The sequence below is a fragment of the Proteus vulgaris genome (genome assembly GCF_023100685.1).
Lineage (GTDB): Bacteria > Pseudomonadota > Gammaproteobacteria > Enterobacterales > Enterobacteriaceae > Proteus.
Map to the genome: position 1 here is coordinate 660,380 of NZ_CP090064.1, position 21,714 is coordinate 682,093.

Consider the following 21,714-nt stretch of genomic DNA (forward strand, 5'->3'; position numbering starts at 1 on the left):
TATATTATTTATCCAGTAATAATTATAAAAATATATTATTAGAATACTCTATTTATTATTGGTGAATTATGAAAAAGATTGTCTTGGCAACGGTACTTGCATCGTTATTTTTCGGTGGCGCTGCAATGGCAGAGAGCAAAACCGCTTTCTCTTTACCTGCAATTGAAAAAAGTGCTGAAGGTGGAAATTCAGCGTCTCAATATCAATTGGGCGTAAAATATGAGAATGGCGAAGGTGTCGAACAAGATGCGCAAAAAGCGCTGGAATGGTATACCAAAGCTGCAGAGCAAGGTCATGCTGAAGCGCAGTTAAACTTAGCACTTATGTATGACATGAGCGATGATATTGATCGCGATGCAGAAAAAGCAGTTTATTGGTATAACAAAGCTGCGGTTCAAGGCGTTTCTTTAGCACAATACAACCTTGCTGTTTCTTATGACGATGGTGATGGTGTAAAGCAAGATCATGAGAAAGCCGTGTATTGGTATACTAAAGCTGGTGAGCAAGGTGATAGTGATGCGCAATACAATCTCGGTATCTCTTATGATGAAGGTATTGGTGTAGCACAAGATCATGAAAAAGCAGTTGTCTGGTATACAAAAGCAGCAGAACAAGGCCACTCTGATGCACAATATAATCTTGCTGTCTCTTATGATGACGGTGAAGGTGTAGAGCGTAACGGTGCTAAAGCTGTTTTCTGGTATACGAAGGCTGCAAACCAAGGTAATCGTGACGCACAAAATAACTTAGGTGTGATGTACGATGAAGGTGATGGTGTGGCTAAAGATGCACGTAAAGCCGTTGAATGGTACAGAAAATCAGCGATTCAAGGTAATGGTCTTGCACAAAACAATCTTGCGTTAAACTATTACTACGGTAAAGGCGTTAAACGTGATCTGAAAGAAGCCTATGCATGGTTTACTGTTGCTGTTGAAAATGGTGATGGTGATGAAGCAATGCTAAAACGTACTGCTCGTGCATTAAATGCAGCACAATTAGCAGAAGCTAAAAGTTTAGCAGCGTCTTATATAGCTAAATATATTGATGAATAATATTAATTAATATTATTTAGGATTAAAGAGGGGGAGCTTACGCTCCCTTTTTCTATTTTAGTTAACGATAAATAAAAATAGAGAGTTATCAATTTTTATTATCCGTTCTCAATAATCAAATATTAAACATCATTAATATATTGAGATTATTTTTAATTCTCTTGTGTTCTCATGGTAATATCTGCGCGCAAGTTAGATGGTCATTGATTAATTGAGGTTGATATGAATGAATTACGCATAGGGTTAGTTTCTGTTTCTGATCGCGCATCAAGTGGGGTTTATGAAGATAAAGGCTTACCCGCTTTAGAGGCTTGGCTAAAAACTGCGTTAACAACGCCTTTTCATATCGAATCTCGTTTGATCCCAGATGAACAATTGATGATTGAGCAAACACTTTGTGAACTTGTTGATGAATCAGGTTGCCATTTAGTGCTAACAACGGGAGGAACTGGGCCTGCACGCCGTGATGTTACTCCAGATGCAACATTGGCCATTGCAGATAGAGAAATGCCTGGTTTTGGTGAACAAATGCGCCAAATTAGCCTGAAATTTGTACCCACTGCAATTTTATCCCGACAAGTTGGTGTTATTCGTAACCAAGCATTAATTTTAAACTTACCCGGACAGCCCAAAGCGATTGCAGAAACGTTAGAAGGGTTAAAAGATAGCGAAGGCAAAGTGATTGTTAGTGGTATTTTTGCGAGTGTACCTTATTGTATCCAGTTGTTAGATGGCCCTTACGTTGAAACAAATGAAGATATTGTGAAAGCATTTAGACCAAAATCAGCCCGTCGTTCTACCTCTGCATAAATAATTTAAGAGGTTATTTAAACTGTTTGTTTGTATGAATGCTTGGAATTCATACTGTATTCAAGTAGTACAAAAATAACCTCATTCTATTTAATCTCTTTTTTTCTTTGTGATTTATTAAAAAACCTTTATTTTCAACTTGTTATACTCGCATTTTAAGTTAAGTCTTAAAGTTTGTATGTTAATTCACCGTGATGTTATTGGTGCTTGGTGTAATATGTTGATAAATAATGATTTTTAATTTATCTGGACTTGGCTGGATCAATTTTTTCGCATTTTTTGCATTTTTTTTTATGATTCCCCTTGATGAATGTATTTATGACCCCATCTTCTTTTCAACTGCAATTACCACTATTGAGTTGCGTTGATTTTATATCCGCTTTGAGATGATGTTGTTAAGTCTATTAATTTTTGACTTGAAAAATGAATATTCATCCTCATATAGATTGGTAGTCAAATTGATAAAGAATTCTCTTTGGAGGCGTTTAAATGGGTAAAATTATTGGTATTGACCTGGGTACAACTAACTCTTGTGTTGCTGTAATGGATGGCAAAACTGCCCGGGTTATTGAAAACAGTGAGGGCGATCGTACTACTCCTTCAATCGTTGCATATGCACAAGATGGTGAAATCTTAGTTGGTCAGCCAGCAAAACGTCAGGCTGTGACTAACCCACAAAATACTTTATTTGCCATCAAACGTTTAATTGGCCGTCGTTTTGAAGATGAAGAAGTTCAACGTGACGTTGCTATCATGCCTTACAAAATTGTTAAGGCTGATAATGGTGATGCTTGGATTGAAGCTCGTAACGATAAAATGGCTCCACCACAAGTATCTGCTGAAGTCCTGAAAAAAATGAAGAAAACAGCAGAAGACTATTTAGGTGAAGCAGTTACTGAGGCTGTGATTACCGTTCCTGCTTACTTTAATGATGCGCAACGTCAAGCAACTAAAGATGCGGGCCGTATCGCAGGTCTTGAAGTTAAACGTATTATTAACGAACCAACAGCGGCTGCTCTGGCTTACGGTTTAGATCGTGAAGTCGGTAACCGTACTATCGCAGTTTATGACTTAGGTGGTGGTACATTCGATATCTCTATCATCGAAATCGATGAAGTAGATGGCGAAAAAACCTATGAAGTTCTGTCAACCAATGGTGATACTCACTTAGGTGGTGAAGACTTCGATAGCCGTTTAATTAACTACTTAGTTGATGAGTTTAAAAAAGAACAAGGCATTGATCTACGTAACGATCCATTAGCAATGCAACGTCTGAAAGAAGCTGCTGAAAAAGCGAAAATTGAATTATCTTCAGCACAACAAACAGATGTTAACTTGCCATACGTTACTGCCGATGCAACAGGTCCTAAACACTTAAATATCAAAGTAACTCGTGCAAAATTAGAATCTTTAGTTGAAGATTTAGTTAAGCGTTCAATGGAACCAGTACGTGTTGCATTAGAAGATGCTGGCCTGAAAGTAAGTGAAGTTAACGACGTTATTCTGGTTGGTGGTCAAACTCGTATGCCAATGGTTCAGAAAACTGTTGCTGATTTCTTTGGTAAAGAACCACGTAAAGACGTTAACCCAGATGAAGCTGTTGCAATGGGTGCAGCTGTTCAAGGCGGTGTATTAGCGGGTGATGTTAAAGACGTTCTGTTACTTGACGTAACACCACTGTCTTTAGGTATCGAAACAATGGGTGGTGTAATGACTTCCCTGATCGGAAAAAATACCACAATTCCAACTAAACATAGCCAAGTGTTCTCTACCGCAGAAGATAACCAATCTGCTGTAACTATTCACGTATTACAAGGTGAACGTAAACGTGCTAGTGATAACAAATCACTGGGTCAATTTAACTTAGATGGTATTCAGGCTGCGCCACGCGGTATGCCACAAATCGAAGTTACTTTTGATATCGATGCTGATGGTATTTTGCATGTATCAGCTAAAGATAAAAACAGTGGTCGTGAGCAAAACATCACAATTAAAGCTTCTTCTGGTTTAAATGAAGAAGAAATCCAAAAAATGGTACGTGATGCAGAAGCCAACGCAGAATCAGACCGTAAATTTGAAGAATTAGTGCAAACTCGTAACCAAGCAGACCAATTAGTTCACGGTACTCGTAAACAAATTGAAGAAGCTGGTGATAAATTACCGGCGAACGATAAAGAAGCTATCGAAAAAGCGGTAAGTGAGTTAGAAATTGCTTCTAAAGGCGAAGATAAAGACACTATTGAAGCAAAAATTAAAGCATTAGTTGAAGCTTCTGAGAAACTGTTAGAAATCGCACAACAACAAGCACAAGCGGGTGCCGCAGGTAATGCTGCTGGCGCAGATGCAAGTGCGAAGAAAGATGATGATGTTGTCGATGCAGAATTTGAAGAAGTTGACGGCAAAGACAAGAAATAATGCCCTTAACGGGCCACGGTAACTCACTGTGAATAGTTACTGATACCGAACACGGGCGTCGAGGAAACTCTACGCCCGTGTGCTTATGTCAAGGGTAATCTAGAATGGCAAAAAGAGATTTTTACGAAGTTCTCGGTTTAAGCAAAAACGCCGATGAAAAAGAAATTAAGCGTGCATATAAGCGTTTAGCAATGAAATATCATCCAGACCGTAATCAGGGTGATAAAGAGTCAGAATCAAAATTTAAAGAAATTAAAGAAGCCTACGAAATTTTAAGTGATGCACAAAAGCGTGCAGCTTACGATCAATATGGTCATGCTGCTTTTGAGCAAGGCGGATTTGGTGGCCAAGGTGGTGGCGGTTTCGGTGGTGGCGCTGACTTTGGTGATATTTTCGGTGATGTCTTTGGTGATATTTTTGGTGGTGGTCGCCGTCAACAACGCGCATCACGAGGTTCTGACTTACAATACAACATGGAATTAACGCTTGAAGAAGCGGTTCGTGGTGTGACCAAAGAAATTCGTATACCGACATTAGAAACTTGTGATAAATGCCACGGTAGTGGTGCTAAAGAAGGTACTTCGGCAGAAACATGCTCTACCTGTCATGGTGCGGGTCAGGTTCATTTACGTCAAGGTTTCTTCACTGTACAACAAGCATGTCCAACGTGTCATGGTCGCGGTAAAGTGATTAAAGAGCCTTGCTCTAAATGTCATGGTGATGGTCGTGTTGAGCGTTATAAAACACTGTCTGTTAAAATCCCAGCTGGCGTTGATACGGGTGATCGGATCCGCTTAAGTGGTGAAGGTGAAGCCGGCGAGAATGGTGCACCAGCAGGTGATTTATATGTGCAGGTTCATGTTCGCCAACATCATATATTTGAGCGTGATGGTAATAACCTTTATTGTGAAGTTCCGATTAACTTTGCGATTGCTGCTTTGGGGGGCGAAATTGAAGTTCCTACACTGGATGGCCGTGTAAAACTTAAAATCCCAGCAGAAACTCAAACGGGCAAAATGTTCCGTATGAAAGGTAAAGGCGTCAAGTCTGTACGTAGTAGCACTATCGGTGATTTGATGTGCCGTGTTGTTGTTGAAACACCAGTTAAACTCAATGAGAAACAAAAAGAGTTAATGGAACAACTTGGTGAATCATTTGGTGGTAAAAGTGGTGAGAAAAATACACCGCGCTCTAAAAGCTTCCTTGATGGTGTGAAAAAATTCTTTGATGATTTAACGAAATAATTTTTACTCCCTCTTTCAAAAAGGCCTGATGATAGTATTTATCATCGGGCCTTTTTATTTGAATATGGCGCAAGATTATCCCATCTTGATGGCGACAATACCCGCTAAAATGACTAAACACGCTAATAATTGTTTGCGGTTAAATTGTTCTTTTAGCAAATAAACAGATAAGACCATAGCAAATAGTACGCTGGTTTCTCTTAATGCCGCTACCAGCACAATAGAAGCATGACTCATCGCCCATATCACTATGCCATAACTGATTAATTGCATGACACCGCCTAAAAATGCGGGCTTCCAATAATCTTTTATTTTGGCTTTTAAGTGCTGGCGATAACGGAGCCATGCCAGCAAATACATTACGATACCATTTAAAAAGAAGAGCCATAAAATATAAGCAAAAGGTGTTTCTCCTACTCGGGAGCCATTACCATCAGATAGGGTATAACTTGCGGTAAATAATGCGGTAAGAAGCGCAAAAAAGAGTGCATCTTTACGTAAATTAAACGTCGCTATTTTTCGGCTACGTGAAATAAGGATAATACCCAAAATAATCAATAAAATGCCGATCAAGCCATTAACAGGAAGTGTTTCATGAAAAAGAAAAAAGCCAAGGACAGCAGTCATTAATGGCGCACTACCGCGAGAAATCGGATAGACCTGATTAAAGTCTGCCAAGGTATAACATCGGCTTAAAGAAAGAGTGTAGCCAATATGAAATAGGACGGAAAGAATAAGCCATTTCCATGCTCCTATATCAGGTAGTCCAACCCAAAATAGAGCAGGGATTGTCACAATACCTGAAAAAAAAGTAAGTAACGAGATCCCAAGAAATCGATCACTGCCTACTTTGACTAATGCATTCCAACATGCATGGAAGACAGCGGCAAATAGCACGGCAATAAAAACGGTAATCGACATATTGATAGAGGCCTTTGTACTAAAGCGAAAATTATTTTTATAAAACCATAACACAATGGATAAATAGTGAAATATATAACATTTTCTTTTCTCTCATAATCTAAGGATGCTATAAATGGAAAAGACAAAAATAATATTATTTTTTGATAATTAAAAATTAATATATTTGATCTATTTTATCGATTGGTGGTATTTATTGAGCTAGATGCTTATTTTTAGCAATAAGTAAAAAAATTATATTCTTATCAATATGTTGTGATCTGATTTTCCAATTATTGTTATATTTTTCCATTAAGAAATAATGTTGATTAATTATGGCCATCTATCTTGTTTTCCTTAATATTTCTCTATCAGTTCGAAAAATACGATCTATTGTCCATGAATAAACTGTTTTTTACGAATCCATGGTTAGCATATTATTAACAAGATTAGTAATTTTGAGGTTAATATTATGACGGCAATTATTAGACAATTTTTGAGATTAGAGGCATCAGGCGGTATTCTTCTGATTATTGCTGCTATTATCGCATTAATTATGGCGAATACACCTCTAAGTGCTTTGTATAATGAGTTTTTATCTATTCCTATTATGCTCAAGTTTGGTGCATTCGAACTTGATAAGCCATTACTGCTTTGGGTAAATGATGCCTTAATGGCTATTTTCTTTTTGGTGGTCGGATTAGAAGTTAAGCGTGAATTAAAAGAAGGTTCTTTAGCTCAACGTGATAGAGCCATTTTCCCTGCAATTGCCGCTGTAGGCGGAATGTTAGCGCCTGCATTGGTTTATCTTATGTTCAATCATATCGATGCTGTAGGGCAACAAGGTTGGGCAATTCCTGCGGCAACAGATATTGCATTTGCATTGGGGGTGATGGCGTTATTAGGTAAACGTGTCCCTGTTGAATTAAAGGTTTTCTTATTGGCCTTGGCAATTATCGATGACTTAGGCGTTATTGTGATTATTGCACTCTTTTATTCAAAGAGTATTGCACTGATGCCATTGGCTTTGGCTGGGTTGATTGTTATTGCTCTGGGCATAATGAACTGGCGTAAAGTTGGTAATACTGCAGCTTACTTAGTTCTTGGGTTCGTTTTGTGGGTGTGTATTTTAAAATCGGGCATTCATGCCACTATTGCGGGTGTTATTGTCGGATTCATTATCCCATTAAGAAATAAAGAGGGTGATTCGCCTTCTGAAGAATTAGAGCATGTGTTACATCCTTGGGTTGCCTATTTAATTTTGCCACTATTTGCATTTAGTAATGCGGGCGTTTCCTTAAATGGCGTGACATTAGATGGCATGTTATCCGCATTACCGTTAGGTATCGCATTGGGACTATTTTTGGGTAAGCCGATTGGAATTTTCCTCTTTAGTTGGGTTTCGGTAAAACTAGGCATTGCAAAATTACCAGATGCGATTAATCTTAAGCAAATATTTGCAGTATCTGTGCTCTGTGGTATCGGTTTTACTATGTCTATCTTTATCGCAGGATTAGCATTTGATGGTGCAAGTGAAGCTTATGATACCTACTCTAAGCTGGGTATTTTAGTAGGTTCAACGGTAGCTGCAGTTGTGGGATATTTGTTGCTTCGTTCTGTTTTACCGAAGTCAAAAACGAAGTCAATATAAGGAAATTTATTACGGATTTGAGTTTCTCAACACAATAAATACCGAGCTATATATTTAAATCTACGGTGCAATACAGTGTATTGTGCCGTAGGTGTTTTTATGAGGATTGGATGCAAGGAAAGCCAATCGCAAACTAATGCGTTATTACATAATCTGTGTTTAAGGCACAGAAGTTGAAAGGAAGATAACTATGCGGGTGTCACATCTCAATTTTAACCATCTTTATTATTTTTGGCATGTGTGTAAAGAAGGCTCTGTTGTAGGTGCAGCAGAAGCTCTGTATCTGACACCTCAGACGATTACAGGGCAAATTAAGGCATTAGAAGAAAGATTGGGTGGTAAGTTGTTTAAACGCCAAGGAAGGGGGTTAGTTCCTTCAGAGTTGGGGCAACTTATTTTTCGTTATGCCGATAAAATGTTTATGCTAAGCCAAGAGATGCTGGATATCGTCAACTATAGTCGTGAATCGAACTTGTTGTTTGATGTCGGTGTTGCGGATGCATTATCTAAACAATTAGTCAGTCGCGTATTAGAAACGGCGGTGATTGATCATGAGCAAATTCATCTGCGCTGTTTTGAATCAACACATGAATTATTATTAGAACAATTAAGTCAGCATAAGCTGGATATGATTTTATCGGATTGCCCTGTGGATTCTTCACAACAAGAAGGCCTATTTTCTGTAAAACTCGGTGAATGTAATATGAGTTTCTTTTGCAGCCATCCACTTCCTGAAAAGCCGTTCCCTGAATGTTTAGAAGAACGGAAATTACTCATTCCTGGTCGTCGATATATGTTAGGTCGCCATTTGTTAACGTGGATACGTAATAAAAATCTGCAAGTGGAAATTTTGGGAGAGTTTGATGATGCTGCATTAATGAAAGCATTTGGATTAAATTATAATGCCATTTTTGTAGCACCTTCACTGTATACCGATGAAACTTTTGCTCATAGTAATATCGAAGAAATAGGGATGCTTGATACTGTAAAAGAAGAGTATTACGCGATTTTTGCAGAGCGAATGATCCAACATCCAGCAGTTCAGCGCGTTTGTAATACTGATTTTTCAGAGCTTTTTAATGGGAATAAGAAGAGTGTTGTAAATCCATAAGTGAGTTATGGTTAAAAAGTAGAAAACAAAAAACCGGCATAAGCCGGTTTTTTATAACACAAGAAAGCAATATTACATTGCTTTGATTTGTGCTTGCAGATTAGCTTTATGACGTGCAGCTTTATTCTTGTGAATTAAGCCTTTAGTTGCCTGACGGTCAACAATTGGTTGCATGTCATTAAATGCTTTTTGTGCTGCTTCTTTATCACCTGAAGCAACTGCTGCGTATACTTTTTTAATGTAAGTACGCATCATAGAACGACGGCTTGCGTTGTGCTGACGACGCTTTTCAGACTGAACCGCACGTTTCTTAGCTGATTTGATATTAGCCAAGTTCCAACTCCCAAATATATTCTAGCGAGGACAAATACAAAGGTGAAGGAATATGCCTTTTCAACCTAAGTTTGTCAATGGATTTATACAAAATTAGCGTCGTTGTACGCGACACTTGTTTCGTTGTGATGGCGCAAGATTTTATCAGTTAAGACGGGTAGAATACAGTCTTTTGAGTGAAAAAATCATCAAAATCGTGTATATGAGTAATAAATAATAGATTCTAATAGGATCTACGGTTGATTTTATGCGATTTTATAACCAAGAAGTGAGTGATAGTCCATTTTTGTTTAATGTGAGTAGTCACATTTAAGAATAATAGTGAATCGACTTGTCGAGATATTACTCATCAATAAACATTGATATATTGGGTTACTCTCAAGCCTTTGACAAGGTATAATCCAATAATTTCCACGGTATTGAGCCAGTTATGGAGCTAATTCGCGGTATACAGAATATTAGAGCGCTACATCATGGTTGCGTTCTGACAATTGGGAATTTTGATGGTGTCCATCGAGGCCATCAGGCATTATTGAAACACTTGAAGCAAGAAGCCTCACAGCGAGGGTTACCCACGGTTGTGATGACATTTGAGCCTCAGCCGCTTGAGTTTTTTTTACCAGAAAAAGCACCAGCACGTCTGACTCGTTTACGAGATAAGATAAAGTATTTGGCTGAATGCGGTATTGACTACCTTTTGTGTGTCAAATTTGATAAACAATTTGCAGCACAAACACCTGAAGAGTTTGTTTCATCCTTACTGGTCGATAAATTAGGGGTGAAATTTCTTGCTATTGGTGATGATTTTCGCTTTGGCAAAAATCGTGAAGGTGATTTCCACTTTTTACAACAAGCAGGTGTTCGATATGGATTTGATGTCGCAAATACAGAAAGTTATTGCGATAAAGGATTACGTATCAGTAGCACCGCAGTACGAGAAGCGTTACTCAATGATGATTTAGTTCTTGCTGAATCACTCCTTGGACACCCTTACAGTGTTTGTGGACGAGTTGTTCATGGTAATGAATTGGGTAGAACTATTGGTTTTCCGACAGCCAATATTCCAATGAAGCGCTTAGTTGCACCCGTTAAAGGCGTTTATGCCGTTGATGTCTATTTGTCAGATAATCAATCACCTTTACCCGGTGTGGCAAATATCGGAAGTCGTCCTACCGTACAAGGAAAGGGCGTACAATTAGAAGTTCATTTAATCGACGTTAATATGGATTTATATGGACGTCGTATTGATGTTGTGTTACGAAAGAAATTACGTAATGAACAGCGATTTGCATCATTGGATGCATTGAAGCAGCAAATCGCAGATGATGTGGCTACTGCTAGGGATTTTTTATCGCAGCGGTCGGAGTCATAAACTAGCGGAAAATTGGAACTGAGAATCGAATGAGTGACTATAAAAATACCCTGAACTTACCAGAAACAGGGTTCCCTATGCGCGGGGATTTAGCAAAGCGCGAGCCAGAGATGTTATCACGTTGGTACAAAGAAGGTTTGTATCAAGCTATTCGTCAGGCTAAAAGTGGTAAAAAAACATTTATTTTGCATGATGGCCCTCCATACGCCAACGGCAATATTCATATTGGTCACTCAGTAAACAAAATTCTCAAAGATATTATTATTAAATCCAAAGGACTGTCAGGCTTTGACTCTCCGTACATTCCAGGATGGGATTGTCACGGATTACCTATCGAACTAAAAGTTGAACAAATCGTAGGTAAACCAGGAGAGAAAATATCGGCAGCACAATTCCGCGAGGAATGTCGTAAATACGCTTACGAGCAAATCGAAGCACAGAAAAAAGATTTTATTCGTTTAGGTGTTCTAGGAGATTGGGAAAAACCTTATCTTACAATGGACTATAAAACAGAAGCGAATACTATCCGTGCATTAGCGCGTATTATCGCAAATGGTCACCTGTTAAAAGGGGCTAAGCCTGTTCACTGGTGTACTGCGTGTGGTTCATCACTGGCAGAAGCTGAAGTTGAATACTACGATAAAACATCTCCTTCTATCGATGTGCGTTTCACTGCCGTAGATTCAAAAGCTGTTGCTGCTAAATTTGGTTCAGCAACAGATAAACCAATTTCTTTGGTTATCTGGACAACAACGCCTTGGACATTACCTGCTAACCGTGCGATCGCCTTAAATGCAGAATTTAATTATGCCTTAGTCTCATTTAATGATGAGTGTGTGATTTTAGCGGCAGATCTTGTTGAGTACGTGATGCAACGTATTGGCGTAACTGGCTGGGCTGTTTTAGGTGAATGTAAAGGTACAGATCTAGAGTTGCTACGCTTTAATCATCCATTTATGGGTTTTGATGTTCCTGCTATTTTAGGTGATCACGTTACTTTAGATGCGGGTACAGGTGCGGTACATACTGCACCAGGCCATGGTCCTGATGACTTTGTGGTTGGCCAAAAATACGGTTTAGAAGTTGCAAACCCAGTTGGGCCAAATGGCTGTTATTTACCTGGCACTTATCCAACATTAGATGGCGTTTTTGTTTTTAAAGCGAACGATGTCATCGTTGAATTGCTAAAAGAAAAAGGCGCTCTGTTACATCACGAAGCGTTGCAGCACAGTTATCCTTGCTGTTGGAGACATAAAACACCTGTTATTTTCCGCGCAACACCACAATGGTTTATTGGCATGGATAAAAACGGGTTACGTCAACAATCATTAAAAGAGATCAAAGGTGTTAAATGGATCCCTGATTGGGGGCAAGCACGAATTGAGTCAATGGTTGAAAACCGCCCTGACTGGTGTATTTCTCGTCAACGTACTTGGGGTACTCCAATGTCTCTGTTTGTTCATAAAGAGACACAAGAGCCACATCCACGCACTTTAGAGTTGATGGAAGAAGTTGCAAAACGTGTTGAAGTTAGCGGCATCCAAGCATGGTGGGATTTAGATATTCGTGAAGTATTGGGTGATGAAGCTGACGATTACATGAAAACGCCTGATACACTGGACGTATGGTTTGATTCAGGATCAACACACTCAACAGTCGTTGATGCTCGCCCAGAATACCATGGCAATTCAGCTGATATGTATTTAGAAGGCTCTGACCAACATCGTGGTTGGTTTATGTCTTCGTTGATGATCTCAACGGCAATCAAAGGTAAAGCACCTTACCGTCAAGTATTAACACATGGTTTTACCGTAGATGGACAAGGCCGTAAAATGTCTAAATCTATCGGTAATACAGTGAGTCCACAAGATGTGATGGATAAACTGGGTGCTGATATCTTACGTTTATGGGTTGCTTCAACCGATTATACAGGTGAAATCGCTGTATCTGATGAGATCTTAAAACGTTCTGCGGACACTTATCGTCGTATTCGTAATACTGCGCGCTTCTTATTAGCAAACTTGAACGGTTTTGATCCTGCAAAACATCAAGTTAAGCCAGAAGATATGGTGACACTTGATCGCTGGGCAGTAGGCCGTGCGAAAGCAGCACAAGCGGATATCCTAAAACACTATGAAAACTACGATTTCCATAATGTTATTCAGCGCTTAATGCAGTTCTGTTCAGTGGAAATGGGTTCTTTCTACCTAGATATCATCAAGGACAGACAATATACCGCGAAAAGTGATAGTGTTGCTCGCCGTAGTTGCCAAACAGCCTTATTCCACATCAGTGAAGCATTAGTTCGTTGGATGGCGCCAGTTATGTCATTCACTGCTGATGAGATCTGGAATGAACTGCCAGGTGAGCGTGCAAAATATGTCTTAACTGAAGAGTGGTATACCGATTTATTTGGTTTAGATGCATCAGAAACCTTAAATGATGATTACTGGGCTGAATTACTGGCTGTTCGTGGTGAAGTCAATAAGGTGTTAGAGCAAGCACGTACAGATAAACAATTACGTGGCTCTTTAGAAGCATCAGTCACACTGTATGCAGATAACGCTTTAGCCAATAAATTAAATGCATTAGGTAATGAACTGCGTTTTGTTTTATTAACATCTCAAGCGACAGTTGCAGATATTAATGAAGCACCAGAAACAGCATTAGCCTCTGATATGGCGGGTTTAAAAATCGCCTTTAATAAAGCAGATGGCGAAAAATGTCCTCGTTGCTGGCATTATGCGACAGATATCGGTCAAGTAGCGGAACACGCTGAATTATGCGGACGCTGTGTTACTAACGTAGCCGGTAACGGTGAAGAACGTAAGTTTGCTTAATTAATGAAGAAAACACTTTGCTCTACAGGTTTACGCTGGTTGTGGTTAGCAATTGCTGTAGTGGTGTTGGATTTAGGAACAAAACAGTATTTCATGCAGACATTTCGTCTGTATGAATCTGTTGCTGTGATGCCTTTTTTCAATTTCACTTACGCACATAACTATGGTGCTGCCTTTAGCTTTTTAGCGGATAAAGGGGGATGGCAACGTTGGTTTTTTGCACTGATTGCATTAGCAATCTGCATTACTTTATTAGTAATGATGTATAAAAATAAAGCGAATGCCAAACTAAGTAACATTGCTTATGCGCTTATTATTGGCGGAGCATTGGGTAATCTTTCTGATCGTCTGATCCACGGGTTTGTTATCGATTTTCTTGATGTTTATGTCGGAGATTGGCATTGGCCCACTTTTAATATTGCTGATATGGGTATTTGTATTGGTGCTGGGCTAATTATCATTGAAAGCTTTTTCCCTGATAAAAATGCCAGTCCGCAAGATACAAAAAAGCAAAAGTAATCAGACAATGAGTTAACTAAAATAACCCCTGCCTTATGGCGGGGGTTACGCTTAATAGAAGGTATTAGTATGGTTATGCAGGTACTCAACAACAGCGCGGTATTGTTGAATTTCACTTTAAAGTTAGCCGATGGCTCTGTTGCTGAATCTACGCAAGCACATGGTAAACCCGCCCTTTTTCGTTTAGGTGATGAAAGTTTATCGCCAGCCTTAGAAGCTGAATTATTGGGGTTATCAACGGGAGATAAAAAAACTTTTACGCTTGCTGGCGAACATCTTTTTGGTAAATATAACCCTGACTTGATCCAATACTTTATGCCTTCTGACTTTGCAGAGTCTGGAGTGCCAGAAACTGGTACTATCATGCTATTTACAGCAATGAATGGCAGTGAAATGCCAGGCATTGTAAAAAATGTCACTGAAGATTCTGTTACGGTTGATTTTAATCACCCATTAGCGTCAGAAGAAGTGACATTTGATATTGAAGTTGTCAGCATCAATCCTGAGGAGGAAACAACACATGCAAATACTGCTGGCTAACCCACGAGGCTTTTGTGCGGGTGTTGACCGAGCTATCAGCATTGTTGACCGCGCTCTGGAAATCTATGGCGCACCTATTTATGTTCGTCACGAAGTGGTTCATAACCGTTATGTAGTTAACGACTTACGCGAACGTGGCGCTATCTTTATTGAAGAAATTTCAGAAGTACCCGATAACGCGATTTTAATTTTTTCGGCTCATGGTGTTTCTCAAGCTATTCGTCAAGAAGCTCGTTCACGTAATTTAACGATGCTTTATGATGCGACTTGCCCATTAGTGACTAAAGTTCATATGGAAGTGGCTAGAGCTAGCCGTAAAGGCAAAGAGGCGATTCTAATCGGTCATGCAGGACATCCTGAAGTTGAAGGTACAATGGGGCAATACAACAACCCTGAAGGGGGAATGTATTTAGTTGAGTCACCTGCGGATGTCTGGAAACTAAAAGTCAAAGATGAAGACAATCTTTGCTTTATGACTCAAACAACACTTTCTGTTGATGATACATCTGAAGTTATTGATGCTTTAAATGCACGTTTTCCCAAAATTATTGGCCCCCGTAAAGACGATATTTGTTATGCAACAACCAATCGCCAAGAAGCAGCGAGAGAGCTTGCTGAAAAAGCAGATGTTGTTTTTGTTGTTGGCTCTAAGAATTCATCAAATTCAAACCGCTTAGCAGAATTGGCACAGCGTGCAGGAAAACCTTCTTATCTTATCGATAGCTTTGAAGATATTGATGAGTCATGGGTGACTAATGTCAATATTGTCGGAGTGACTGCAGGCGCTTCAGCCCCTGATATTTTAGTACAGCAGGTGTTAGAGCGTCTAAAAAGCTTTGGTGCTGATGAAGTGATCGAACTATCTGGGCGTGAAGAAAATATTGTTTTTGAAGTGCCAAAAGAACTTCGACTTGATTATAAAGTTATCGAATAAGGCATCTAGAAAGCGTGATTTTTAAAAGCAGAGTTTAAATCTCTGCTTTTTTTATACCTAAAGTTAAATGAATAATCATGCTGTTCATCTCTTTTACTGATAATTAGCTCTGTTTGGTGTGTTTTTCTTATCTAGAACGTTAAATGCTGGCATCAAACGGATGACATCGCTAATCTGTAAACAATAAATAGAGATCATAAGCATTGTTAAGGAGAAATTTAGTTATGTCTGCAAAAGAACTTCGTCTTGCTGTTGTTGGTGCGGGTGGACGCATGGGACGCCAATTAATTCAGGCAATTTCTCAACAAGAAGGAACTGTGCTAGGTGCTGCTTTTGAACGTACAAATTCTTCATTAATTGGCTCAGATGCGGGTGAGTTAGCTGGTATTGGTCATATCGGTGTCATAGTAACTGATAACTTATTAGCACAAGCTAATGCATTTGATGTATTAATTGATTTTACACGCCCAGAAGGCACGCTTTCACATATTGAATTTTGTGTAGAACAACAAAAAGGCATGATTATTGGTACGACAGGCTTTGATGATGAAGGCAAAAAAGCCATAGATGATGCAGCAAAAATCATCCCTATTGTGTTTGCAGCCAACTTTAGTGTTGGTGTTAATTTGGTGCTTAAGTTACTCGAAAAAGCCGCTAAAGTGATGGGATCTTACAGTGATATTGAAATTGTAGAGGCGCACCATCGTCATAAGGTTGATGCGCCATCAGGTACTGCATTAGCAATGGGGGAATCTATTGCAGATGCATTAGGTCGTGATCTTAAAAAGTGTGCTGTTTATGAGCGAGTAGGGCATACGGGAGAGCGTGACCCTCAAAGTATTGGTTTTGCTACTATTCGTGCAGGGGATATTGTGGGTGAACATACTGCGATTTTTGCCGACATTGGCGAGAGGGTAGAGATAAGCCACAAGGCTTCTAGTCGAATGACATTTGCAAATGGTGCAGTAAAGGCGGCTATTTGGCTAAGATCTAAAAAATCAGGTCTATATAACATGAAAGATGTGCTTTCTTTAGAAGAATTATGATAAGTTGTTATTTGTAATTATTTGAAAACTCATAATTATTTGTTTAATTATGGGTTTTTTTTATTTTATTTGTTGTATTTATTCTCTTTCCTCTTGTTTATATCATTTATCTCTTGTTTTTTCTGTTTTTTTTCTAGAAATGGACAGGATTCTGTTTTATTTCCTCTTGAAATCTAAATTTTAAATTATCTTGGTAAGCAAACGGTTAAATCTGTAAGATTTGTTATGTTAATTGTCACTTGGTTAATTAAATTGCTAATGATTGATGTTTTTTTAATTAAAAAGGTGTTTTTTCTAGACATCTGCCTATTCGATCTTTAGAATGCGCCCAATTTGCCAAAAATTTGCCCAATTTTATGTTTTTGGCATTGATTTAGAGTCTTAAATCTGAATTAATATGCATGAAATGTGATTTATTATTCTCTGGAGGGCGTTTTGATTAAATCAGCTATACTGGTTCTAGAAGATGGGACCGAATTCCACGGCAAGTCGATTGGCGCAGAAGGCGCCGCCATCGGTGAAGTCGTTTTTAATACTTCAATGACTGGTTATCAAGAAATACTAACCGACCCGTCTTACTCCCAACAAATTGTTACTCTCACCTATCCCCACATTGGCAACACTGGCGTTAATCATTCAGACGAAGAATCAGAAACCATCCATGCTCAAGGCTTAATTATTCGTGATTTGCCATTACTGATGAGCAACTATCGTGCACAAGAAACATTATCTGATTATCTTAAACGTCATAATATCGTTGCAATTGCAGATATTGATACACGCAAGCTAACGCGTTTATTGAGAGAAAAAGGCGCACAAAATGGCTGTATTATCGCAGGGGAACGCCTAGATACCCATGTTGCGCTCGAAAAGGCTAAATCATTTCCGGGTTTAAAAGGAATGGATTTAGCCAAAACAGTAACCGTTAAACAACCTTATCAGTGGACTCAAGGAAGTTGGACACTAGAGAGTGAATTACCTAAAGCTAAATCAGCGAATGAATTGCCATTGCATATTGTGGCATATGATTTTGGTGTGAAACGTAATATTTTACGTATGCTGGTGGATAGAGGGTGTCGAGTTACCATTGTACCAGCACAAACACCAGCGCAAGATGTTTTAGCACTTTCACCTGATGGTATTTTTCTTTCAAATGGCCCCGGGGATCCAGAGCCCTGTGAATATGCCATTAACGCCATTCAAACGTTTTTAACAACCGATATTCCTCTCTTTGGTATCTGTTTAGGTCATCAGCTTTTAGCGTTAGCCAGCGGTGCAAAAACCATCAAAATGAAATTTGGGCATCATGGTGGTAACCATCCTGTAAAAGATTTAGATAAAAATACTGTGATGATCACAGCACAGAATCATGGATTTGCCGTTGATGAAACTTCACTTCCTGCCAATTTACGTGTGACACATAAATCTCTATTTGATGGTTCTTTGCAAGGTATTCATCGTACAGATAAACCAGCGTTCAGTTTCCAAGGCCATCCAGAAGCCAGCCCAGGGCCACATGATGCCACACCTCTTTTTGATCACTTTATCGAACTTATCGCGCAATATCGTCAAAACCTGCAATCAGTGACAACAAAATAAATCAGGAGCGAAAGAAAATGGCTAAAAGAACAGATATCAAAACAATCCTGATTTTAGGTGCTGGGCCGATCGTAATCGGACAAGCGTGTGAATTTGATTATTCAGGCGCTCAAGCATGTAAAGCTCTACGTGAAGAGGGATATCGAGTTGTTTTGGTAAATTCAAATCCTGCAACCATTATGACCGATCCTGAAATGGCTGATGCAACGTACATTGAGCCTATTCACTGGCAAGTTGTGAGAAAGATTATTGAAAAAGAGCGCCCTGATGCTGTATTACCGACAATGGGCGGGCAGACAGCACTGAACTGCGCTTTAGAATTGGAGCGCCAAGGTGTTTTAGCTGAGTTTGGTGTCACCATGATTGGGGCAACAGCTGATGCGATTGATAAAGCAGAAGATAGACAACGCTTTGATAAAGCGATGAAAAAAATCGGCTTAGATACAGCTCGTTCAGGTATTGCACATAACCTTGATGAAGCTTTTGCTGTTGCTGAACAAGTTGGTTTTCCTTGTATTATTCGCCCTTCATTCACGATGGGGGGAACCGGTGGTGGTATTGCTTATAATCGTGAAGAGTTTGAAGAAATTTGTACTCGAGGTTTAGATTTATCGCCAACCAATGAACTATTAATTGATGAATCACTGATTGGTTGGAAAGAGTACGAAATGGAAGTTGTGCGCGATAAAAACGACAACTGTATTATCGTCTGTTCTATCGAAAACTTTGATGCAATGGGAATTCATACGGGGGATTCCATTACTGTTGCGCCAGCACAAACACTTACCGACAAAGAATATCAAATTATGCGTAACGCCTCGATGGCGGTATTGCGTGAAATAGGTGTTGAAACGGGTGGCTCTAACGTTCAGTTTGCGGTTGATCCTAAAACAGGGCGTTTGATTGTTATTGAAATGAATCCTCGTGTGTCTCGCTCTTCAGCCTTGGCATCCAAAGCAACAGGTTTTCCAATTGCTAAAGTTGCCGCAAAATTAGCGGTAGGTTATACCCTTGATGAGCTGATGAATGACATCACAGGAGGAAGAACACCAGCTTCTTTCGAGCCTTCTATTGATTATGTTGTGACAAAAATTCCTCGCTTTAACTTTGAAAAATTTGCAGGAACAAATGACAGATTAACTACGCAAATGAAATCTGTTGGTGAAGTGATGGCAATTGGTAGAACGCTACAAGAATCTATGCAAAAAGCGTTACGAGGCCTTGAAGTTGGAGCGACTGGTTTTGATCCTAAAGTTGATTTAGATGATCCCGAAGCATTAACTAAAATTCGCCGTGAACTAAAAGAAGCGGGTTCAGACCGAATTTGGTATATCGCAGATGCTTTTCGCGCGGGATTATCCATTGATGGCGTCTTTAATCTCACTAATATTGATCGTTGGTTCCTAGTTCAAATTGAAGAAATTGTTCGTCTTGAAGAAAAAGTCGGTGAAATAGGTATCAATGGGTTGAGTGCTGATTTCTTACGTCAGTTAAAACGTAAAGGCTTTGCTGATGCGCGTTTAGCTAAAATACTTAACATTAAAGAGCACGCTATTCGCCAATTAAGAGAGCAATATCAGCTACATCCAGTCTATAAACGTGTTGATACTTGTGCGGCAGAGTTTGCTACTGATACGGCTTACATGTATTCGACTTATGAAGAAGAGTGTGAGGCAAATCCACATCAAAACAAACCTAAAGTAATGATCTTAGGTGGTGGGCCCAATCGTATAGGTCAAGGGATTGAATTTGATTATTGCTGTGTTCATGCGGCGCTTGCGTTACGTGAGGACGGTTATGAAACCATCATGGTGAACTGTAACCCTGAAACGGTTTCAACGGATTATGACACCTCTGACAGACTCTATTTTGAACCTGTTACGTTAGAAGATGTGCTTGAAATTGTACGTATCGAAAAACCGAAAGGGGTGATCGTGCAATATGGTGGACAGACACCATTAAAATTAGCCAGAGCGCTAGAAGCAGAAGGTGTGCCTGTCATTGGGACAACGCCAGATGCTATCGATAAAGCTGAAGATCGTGAACGTTTCCAAAAAGCGGTTGATAAGTTAGGGTTAAAACAGCCTGAAAATGCCACTGTAACTGCTTTAGAAGAAGCGGTAGAAAAAGCACAATTGATTGGTTATCCGCTGGTTGTTCGCCCTTCTTATGTCCTTGGTGGACGCGCAATGGAAATTGTTTATGACGAAGTTGATTTACGTCGTTATTTCCAAACTGCTGTCAGTGTGTCAAACGATGCCCCTGTATTATTAGACCGTTTTCTTGATGATGCGATTGAAGTCGATATTGATGCGATTTGTGACGGTAAACAAGTCGTGATTGGTGGCATTATGGAGCATATCGAACAAGCGGGTGTTCACTCTGGTGACTCGGCTTGCTCATTACCTGCTTATACCCTAAGCAAAGAAATTCAAGATGTGATGCGTAAACAAGTTCGTGAGCTCGCTTTTGAATTAGGTGTAAAAGGGTTGATGAATGCACAATTCGCGGTGAAAGGTGATGATGTTTATCTTATTGAAGTTAATCCTCGTGCAGCTCGTACCGTCCCTTTTGTGTCAAAAGCCACAGGCGTACCATTAGCCAAGGTCGCCGCGCGTGTCATGATTGGTCAAAGTCTTGAAGATCAGGGCGTAACAAAAGAAGTTATTCCGCCTTATTACTCGGTAAAAGAAGTGGTTTTACCTTTCAATAAGTTTGCAGGCGTTGATCCGATTTTAGGACCTGAAATGCGTTCAACAGGTGAAGTGATGGGCGTTGGTGCAACCTTTGCACAAGCCTTTGCTAAAGCGATGTTAGGCAGCAGTTCTACCATGAAGAAAAAAGGTAGAGCCCTTCTTTCTGTGCGTGAAGGTGACAAAAAGCGTGTTGTTGATTTGGCGACGAAATTACTAAAAAGTGGATTTGAATTAGATGCTACACATGGTACAGCCATTGTATTAGGTGAAGCGGGAATAAATCCACGCTTAGTCAATAAAGTGCATGAAGGTCGACCACATATTGAAGATAGAATTAAAAATGGTGAATATGACTATATTGTTAATACCACATCTGGTCGTCAAGCCATTGAAGACTCTAAAATTATTCGCCGCAGTGCATTAAGATATAAAGTCCATTATGACACGACGTTAAATGGCGGATTTGCAACAACACTGTCATTAACGGCGGATCCGACGTCCAGTGTTATTTCAGTTCAAGAAATGCACAGAAAGATAAATAAAGCTTAAGTTTATTTGTTGCCGTAATAATGATCCTGAATATGAGGAAACTTGTATTCGGGATTTTTTATTTTTCTATCACTATTTAAAAAAAGAAAAGTTTGCAGAAAAA

The 21,714-nt window shown here is 39.4% G+C and carries 16 protein-coding genes; 14 read left to right on the forward strand and 2 right to left on the reverse strand.

Features of this window, described 5'->3' with window-relative positions; translation table 11 throughout:
• Positions 1 to 68: 68 nt before the first annotated feature.
• The 4 genes from LW139_RS03200 (at position 69) to dnaJ (ending at position 5,521) form a co-directional block, all read left to right on the forward strand.
• Positions 69 to 1,052, forward strand: coding sequence for an SEL1-like repeat protein (locus LW139_RS03200; RefSeq protein WP_166539439.1), 984 nt, complete (start codon positions 69 to 71; stop codon positions 1,050 to 1,052).
• A gap of 222 nt (positions 1,053 to 1,274) precedes the next feature.
• Positions 1,275 to 1,862, forward strand: coding sequence for a molybdopterin adenylyltransferase (mog, locus tag LW139_RS03205; protein WP_109408064.1), 588 nt, complete (start codon positions 1,275 to 1,277; stop codon positions 1,860 to 1,862).
• A gap of 489 nt (positions 1,863 to 2,351) precedes the next feature.
• Positions 2,352 to 4,277 (forward strand): molecular chaperone DnaK, encoded by a 1,926-nt coding sequence (gene dnaK / locus LW139_RS03210; RefSeq protein ID WP_166539440.1) that lies wholly within the window; start codon positions 2,352 to 2,354, stop codon positions 4,275 to 4,277.
• Positions 4,278 to 4,381: 104 nt separating this feature from the next.
• The gene (gene dnaJ, locus LW139_RS03215; RefSeq protein ID WP_109408062.1) at positions 4,382 to 5,521 is read left to right on the forward strand and encodes a molecular chaperone DnaJ; all 1,140 of its coding nucleotides are present in this window, start codon (positions 4,382 to 4,384) and stop codon (positions 5,519 to 5,521) included.
• Positions 5,522 to 5,596: 75 nt separating this feature from the next.
• Here the strand turns inward: dnaJ and LW139_RS03220 are convergent, their stop codons facing one another.
• Positions 5,597 to 6,442, reverse strand: coding sequence for a DMT family transporter (locus tag LW139_RS03220; protein WP_166539441.1), 846 nt, complete (start codon positions 6,440 to 6,442; stop codon positions 5,597 to 5,599).
• A gap of 451 nt (positions 6,443 to 6,893) precedes the next feature.
• Here LW139_RS03220 and nhaA point away from each other — a divergent pair, with 451 nt between their 5' ends.
• Positions 6,894 to 8,072 carry a Na+/H+ antiporter NhaA gene (gene nhaA, locus LW139_RS03225; RefSeq protein ID WP_166539442.1) on the forward strand — a complete coding sequence of 393 codons (1,179 nt, stop codon included), beginning with the start codon at positions 6,894 to 6,896 and terminating at the stop codon, positions 8,070 to 8,072.
• 190 nt (positions 8,073 to 8,262) lie between these two features.
• Entirely contained in the window at positions 8,263 to 9,183 is a 921-nt protein-coding gene (gene nhaR, locus LW139_RS03230; protein ID WP_166539443.1) for a transcriptional activator NhaR, read from the forward strand.
• A gap of 72 nt (positions 9,184 to 9,255) precedes the next feature.
• On the opposite strand, the gene rpsT is transcribed toward nhaR, so the two are convergent.
• Complete coding sequence (rpsT, locus tag LW139_RS03235) at positions 9,256 to 9,516, reverse strand: 30S ribosomal protein S20 (protein WP_004248964.1); 261 nt, start codon at positions 9,514 to 9,516, stop codon at positions 9,256 to 9,258.
• 430 nt (positions 9,517 to 9,946) lie between these two features.
• Between rpsT and ribF the strand changes: the two genes are divergently transcribed.
• The 8 genes from ribF (at position 9,947) to carB (ending at position 21,611) form a co-directional block, all read left to right on the forward strand.
• Complete coding sequence (gene ribF / locus LW139_RS03240) at positions 9,947 to 10,888, forward strand: bifunctional riboflavin kinase/FAD synthetase (RefSeq protein ID WP_109408058.1); 942 nt, start codon at positions 9,947 to 9,949, stop codon at positions 10,886 to 10,888.
• A 29-nt stretch (positions 10,889 to 10,917) separates the two neighbouring features.
• Positions 10,918 to 13,728: an isoleucine--tRNA ligase gene (gene ileS / locus LW139_RS03245; RefSeq protein WP_247850618.1), complete on the forward strand. Its 2,811-nt coding sequence runs from the start codon at positions 10,918 to 10,920 to the stop codon at positions 13,726 to 13,728.
• A 3-nt stretch (positions 13,729 to 13,731) separates the two neighbouring features.
• Positions 13,732 to 14,247 (forward strand): signal peptidase II, encoded by a 516-nt coding sequence (lspA, locus tag LW139_RS03250; RefSeq protein WP_072069464.1) that lies wholly within the window; start codon positions 13,732 to 13,734, stop codon positions 14,245 to 14,247.
• A gap of 69 nt (positions 14,248 to 14,316) precedes the next feature.
• Positions 14,317 to 14,787 (forward strand): FKBP-type peptidyl-prolyl cis-trans isomerase, encoded by a 471-nt coding sequence (fkpB, locus tag LW139_RS03255; protein WP_166539445.1) that lies wholly within the window; start codon positions 14,317 to 14,319, stop codon positions 14,785 to 14,787.
• Positions 14,768 to 15,721 (forward strand): 4-hydroxy-3-methylbut-2-enyl diphosphate reductase, encoded by a 954-nt coding sequence (ispH, locus tag LW139_RS03260; RefSeq protein WP_109408056.1) that lies wholly within the window; start codon positions 14,768 to 14,770, stop codon positions 15,719 to 15,721. The genes fkpB and ispH overlap by 20 nt, the downstream gene beginning before the upstream one ends.
• Before the next feature lie 224 nt (positions 15,722 to 15,945).
• Positions 15,946 to 16,767, forward strand: coding sequence for a 4-hydroxy-tetrahydrodipicolinate reductase (dapB, locus tag LW139_RS03265; protein ID WP_166539446.1), 822 nt, complete (start codon positions 15,946 to 15,948; stop codon positions 16,765 to 16,767).
• Positions 16,768 to 17,202: 435 nt separating this feature from the next.
• Positions 17,203 to 18,366: a glutamine-hydrolyzing carbamoyl-phosphate synthase small subunit gene (gene carA, locus LW139_RS03270; RefSeq protein WP_166539447.1), complete on the forward strand. Its 1,164-nt coding sequence runs from the start codon at positions 17,203 to 17,205 to the stop codon at positions 18,364 to 18,366.
• Positions 18,367 to 18,383: 17 nt separating this feature from the next.
• Complete coding sequence (gene carB, locus LW139_RS03275) at positions 18,384 to 21,611, forward strand: carbamoyl-phosphate synthase large subunit (RefSeq protein ID WP_166539448.1); 3,228 nt, start codon at positions 18,384 to 18,386, stop codon at positions 21,609 to 21,611.
• The last annotated feature ends 103 nt before the right edge of the window (positions 21,612 to 21,714 follow it).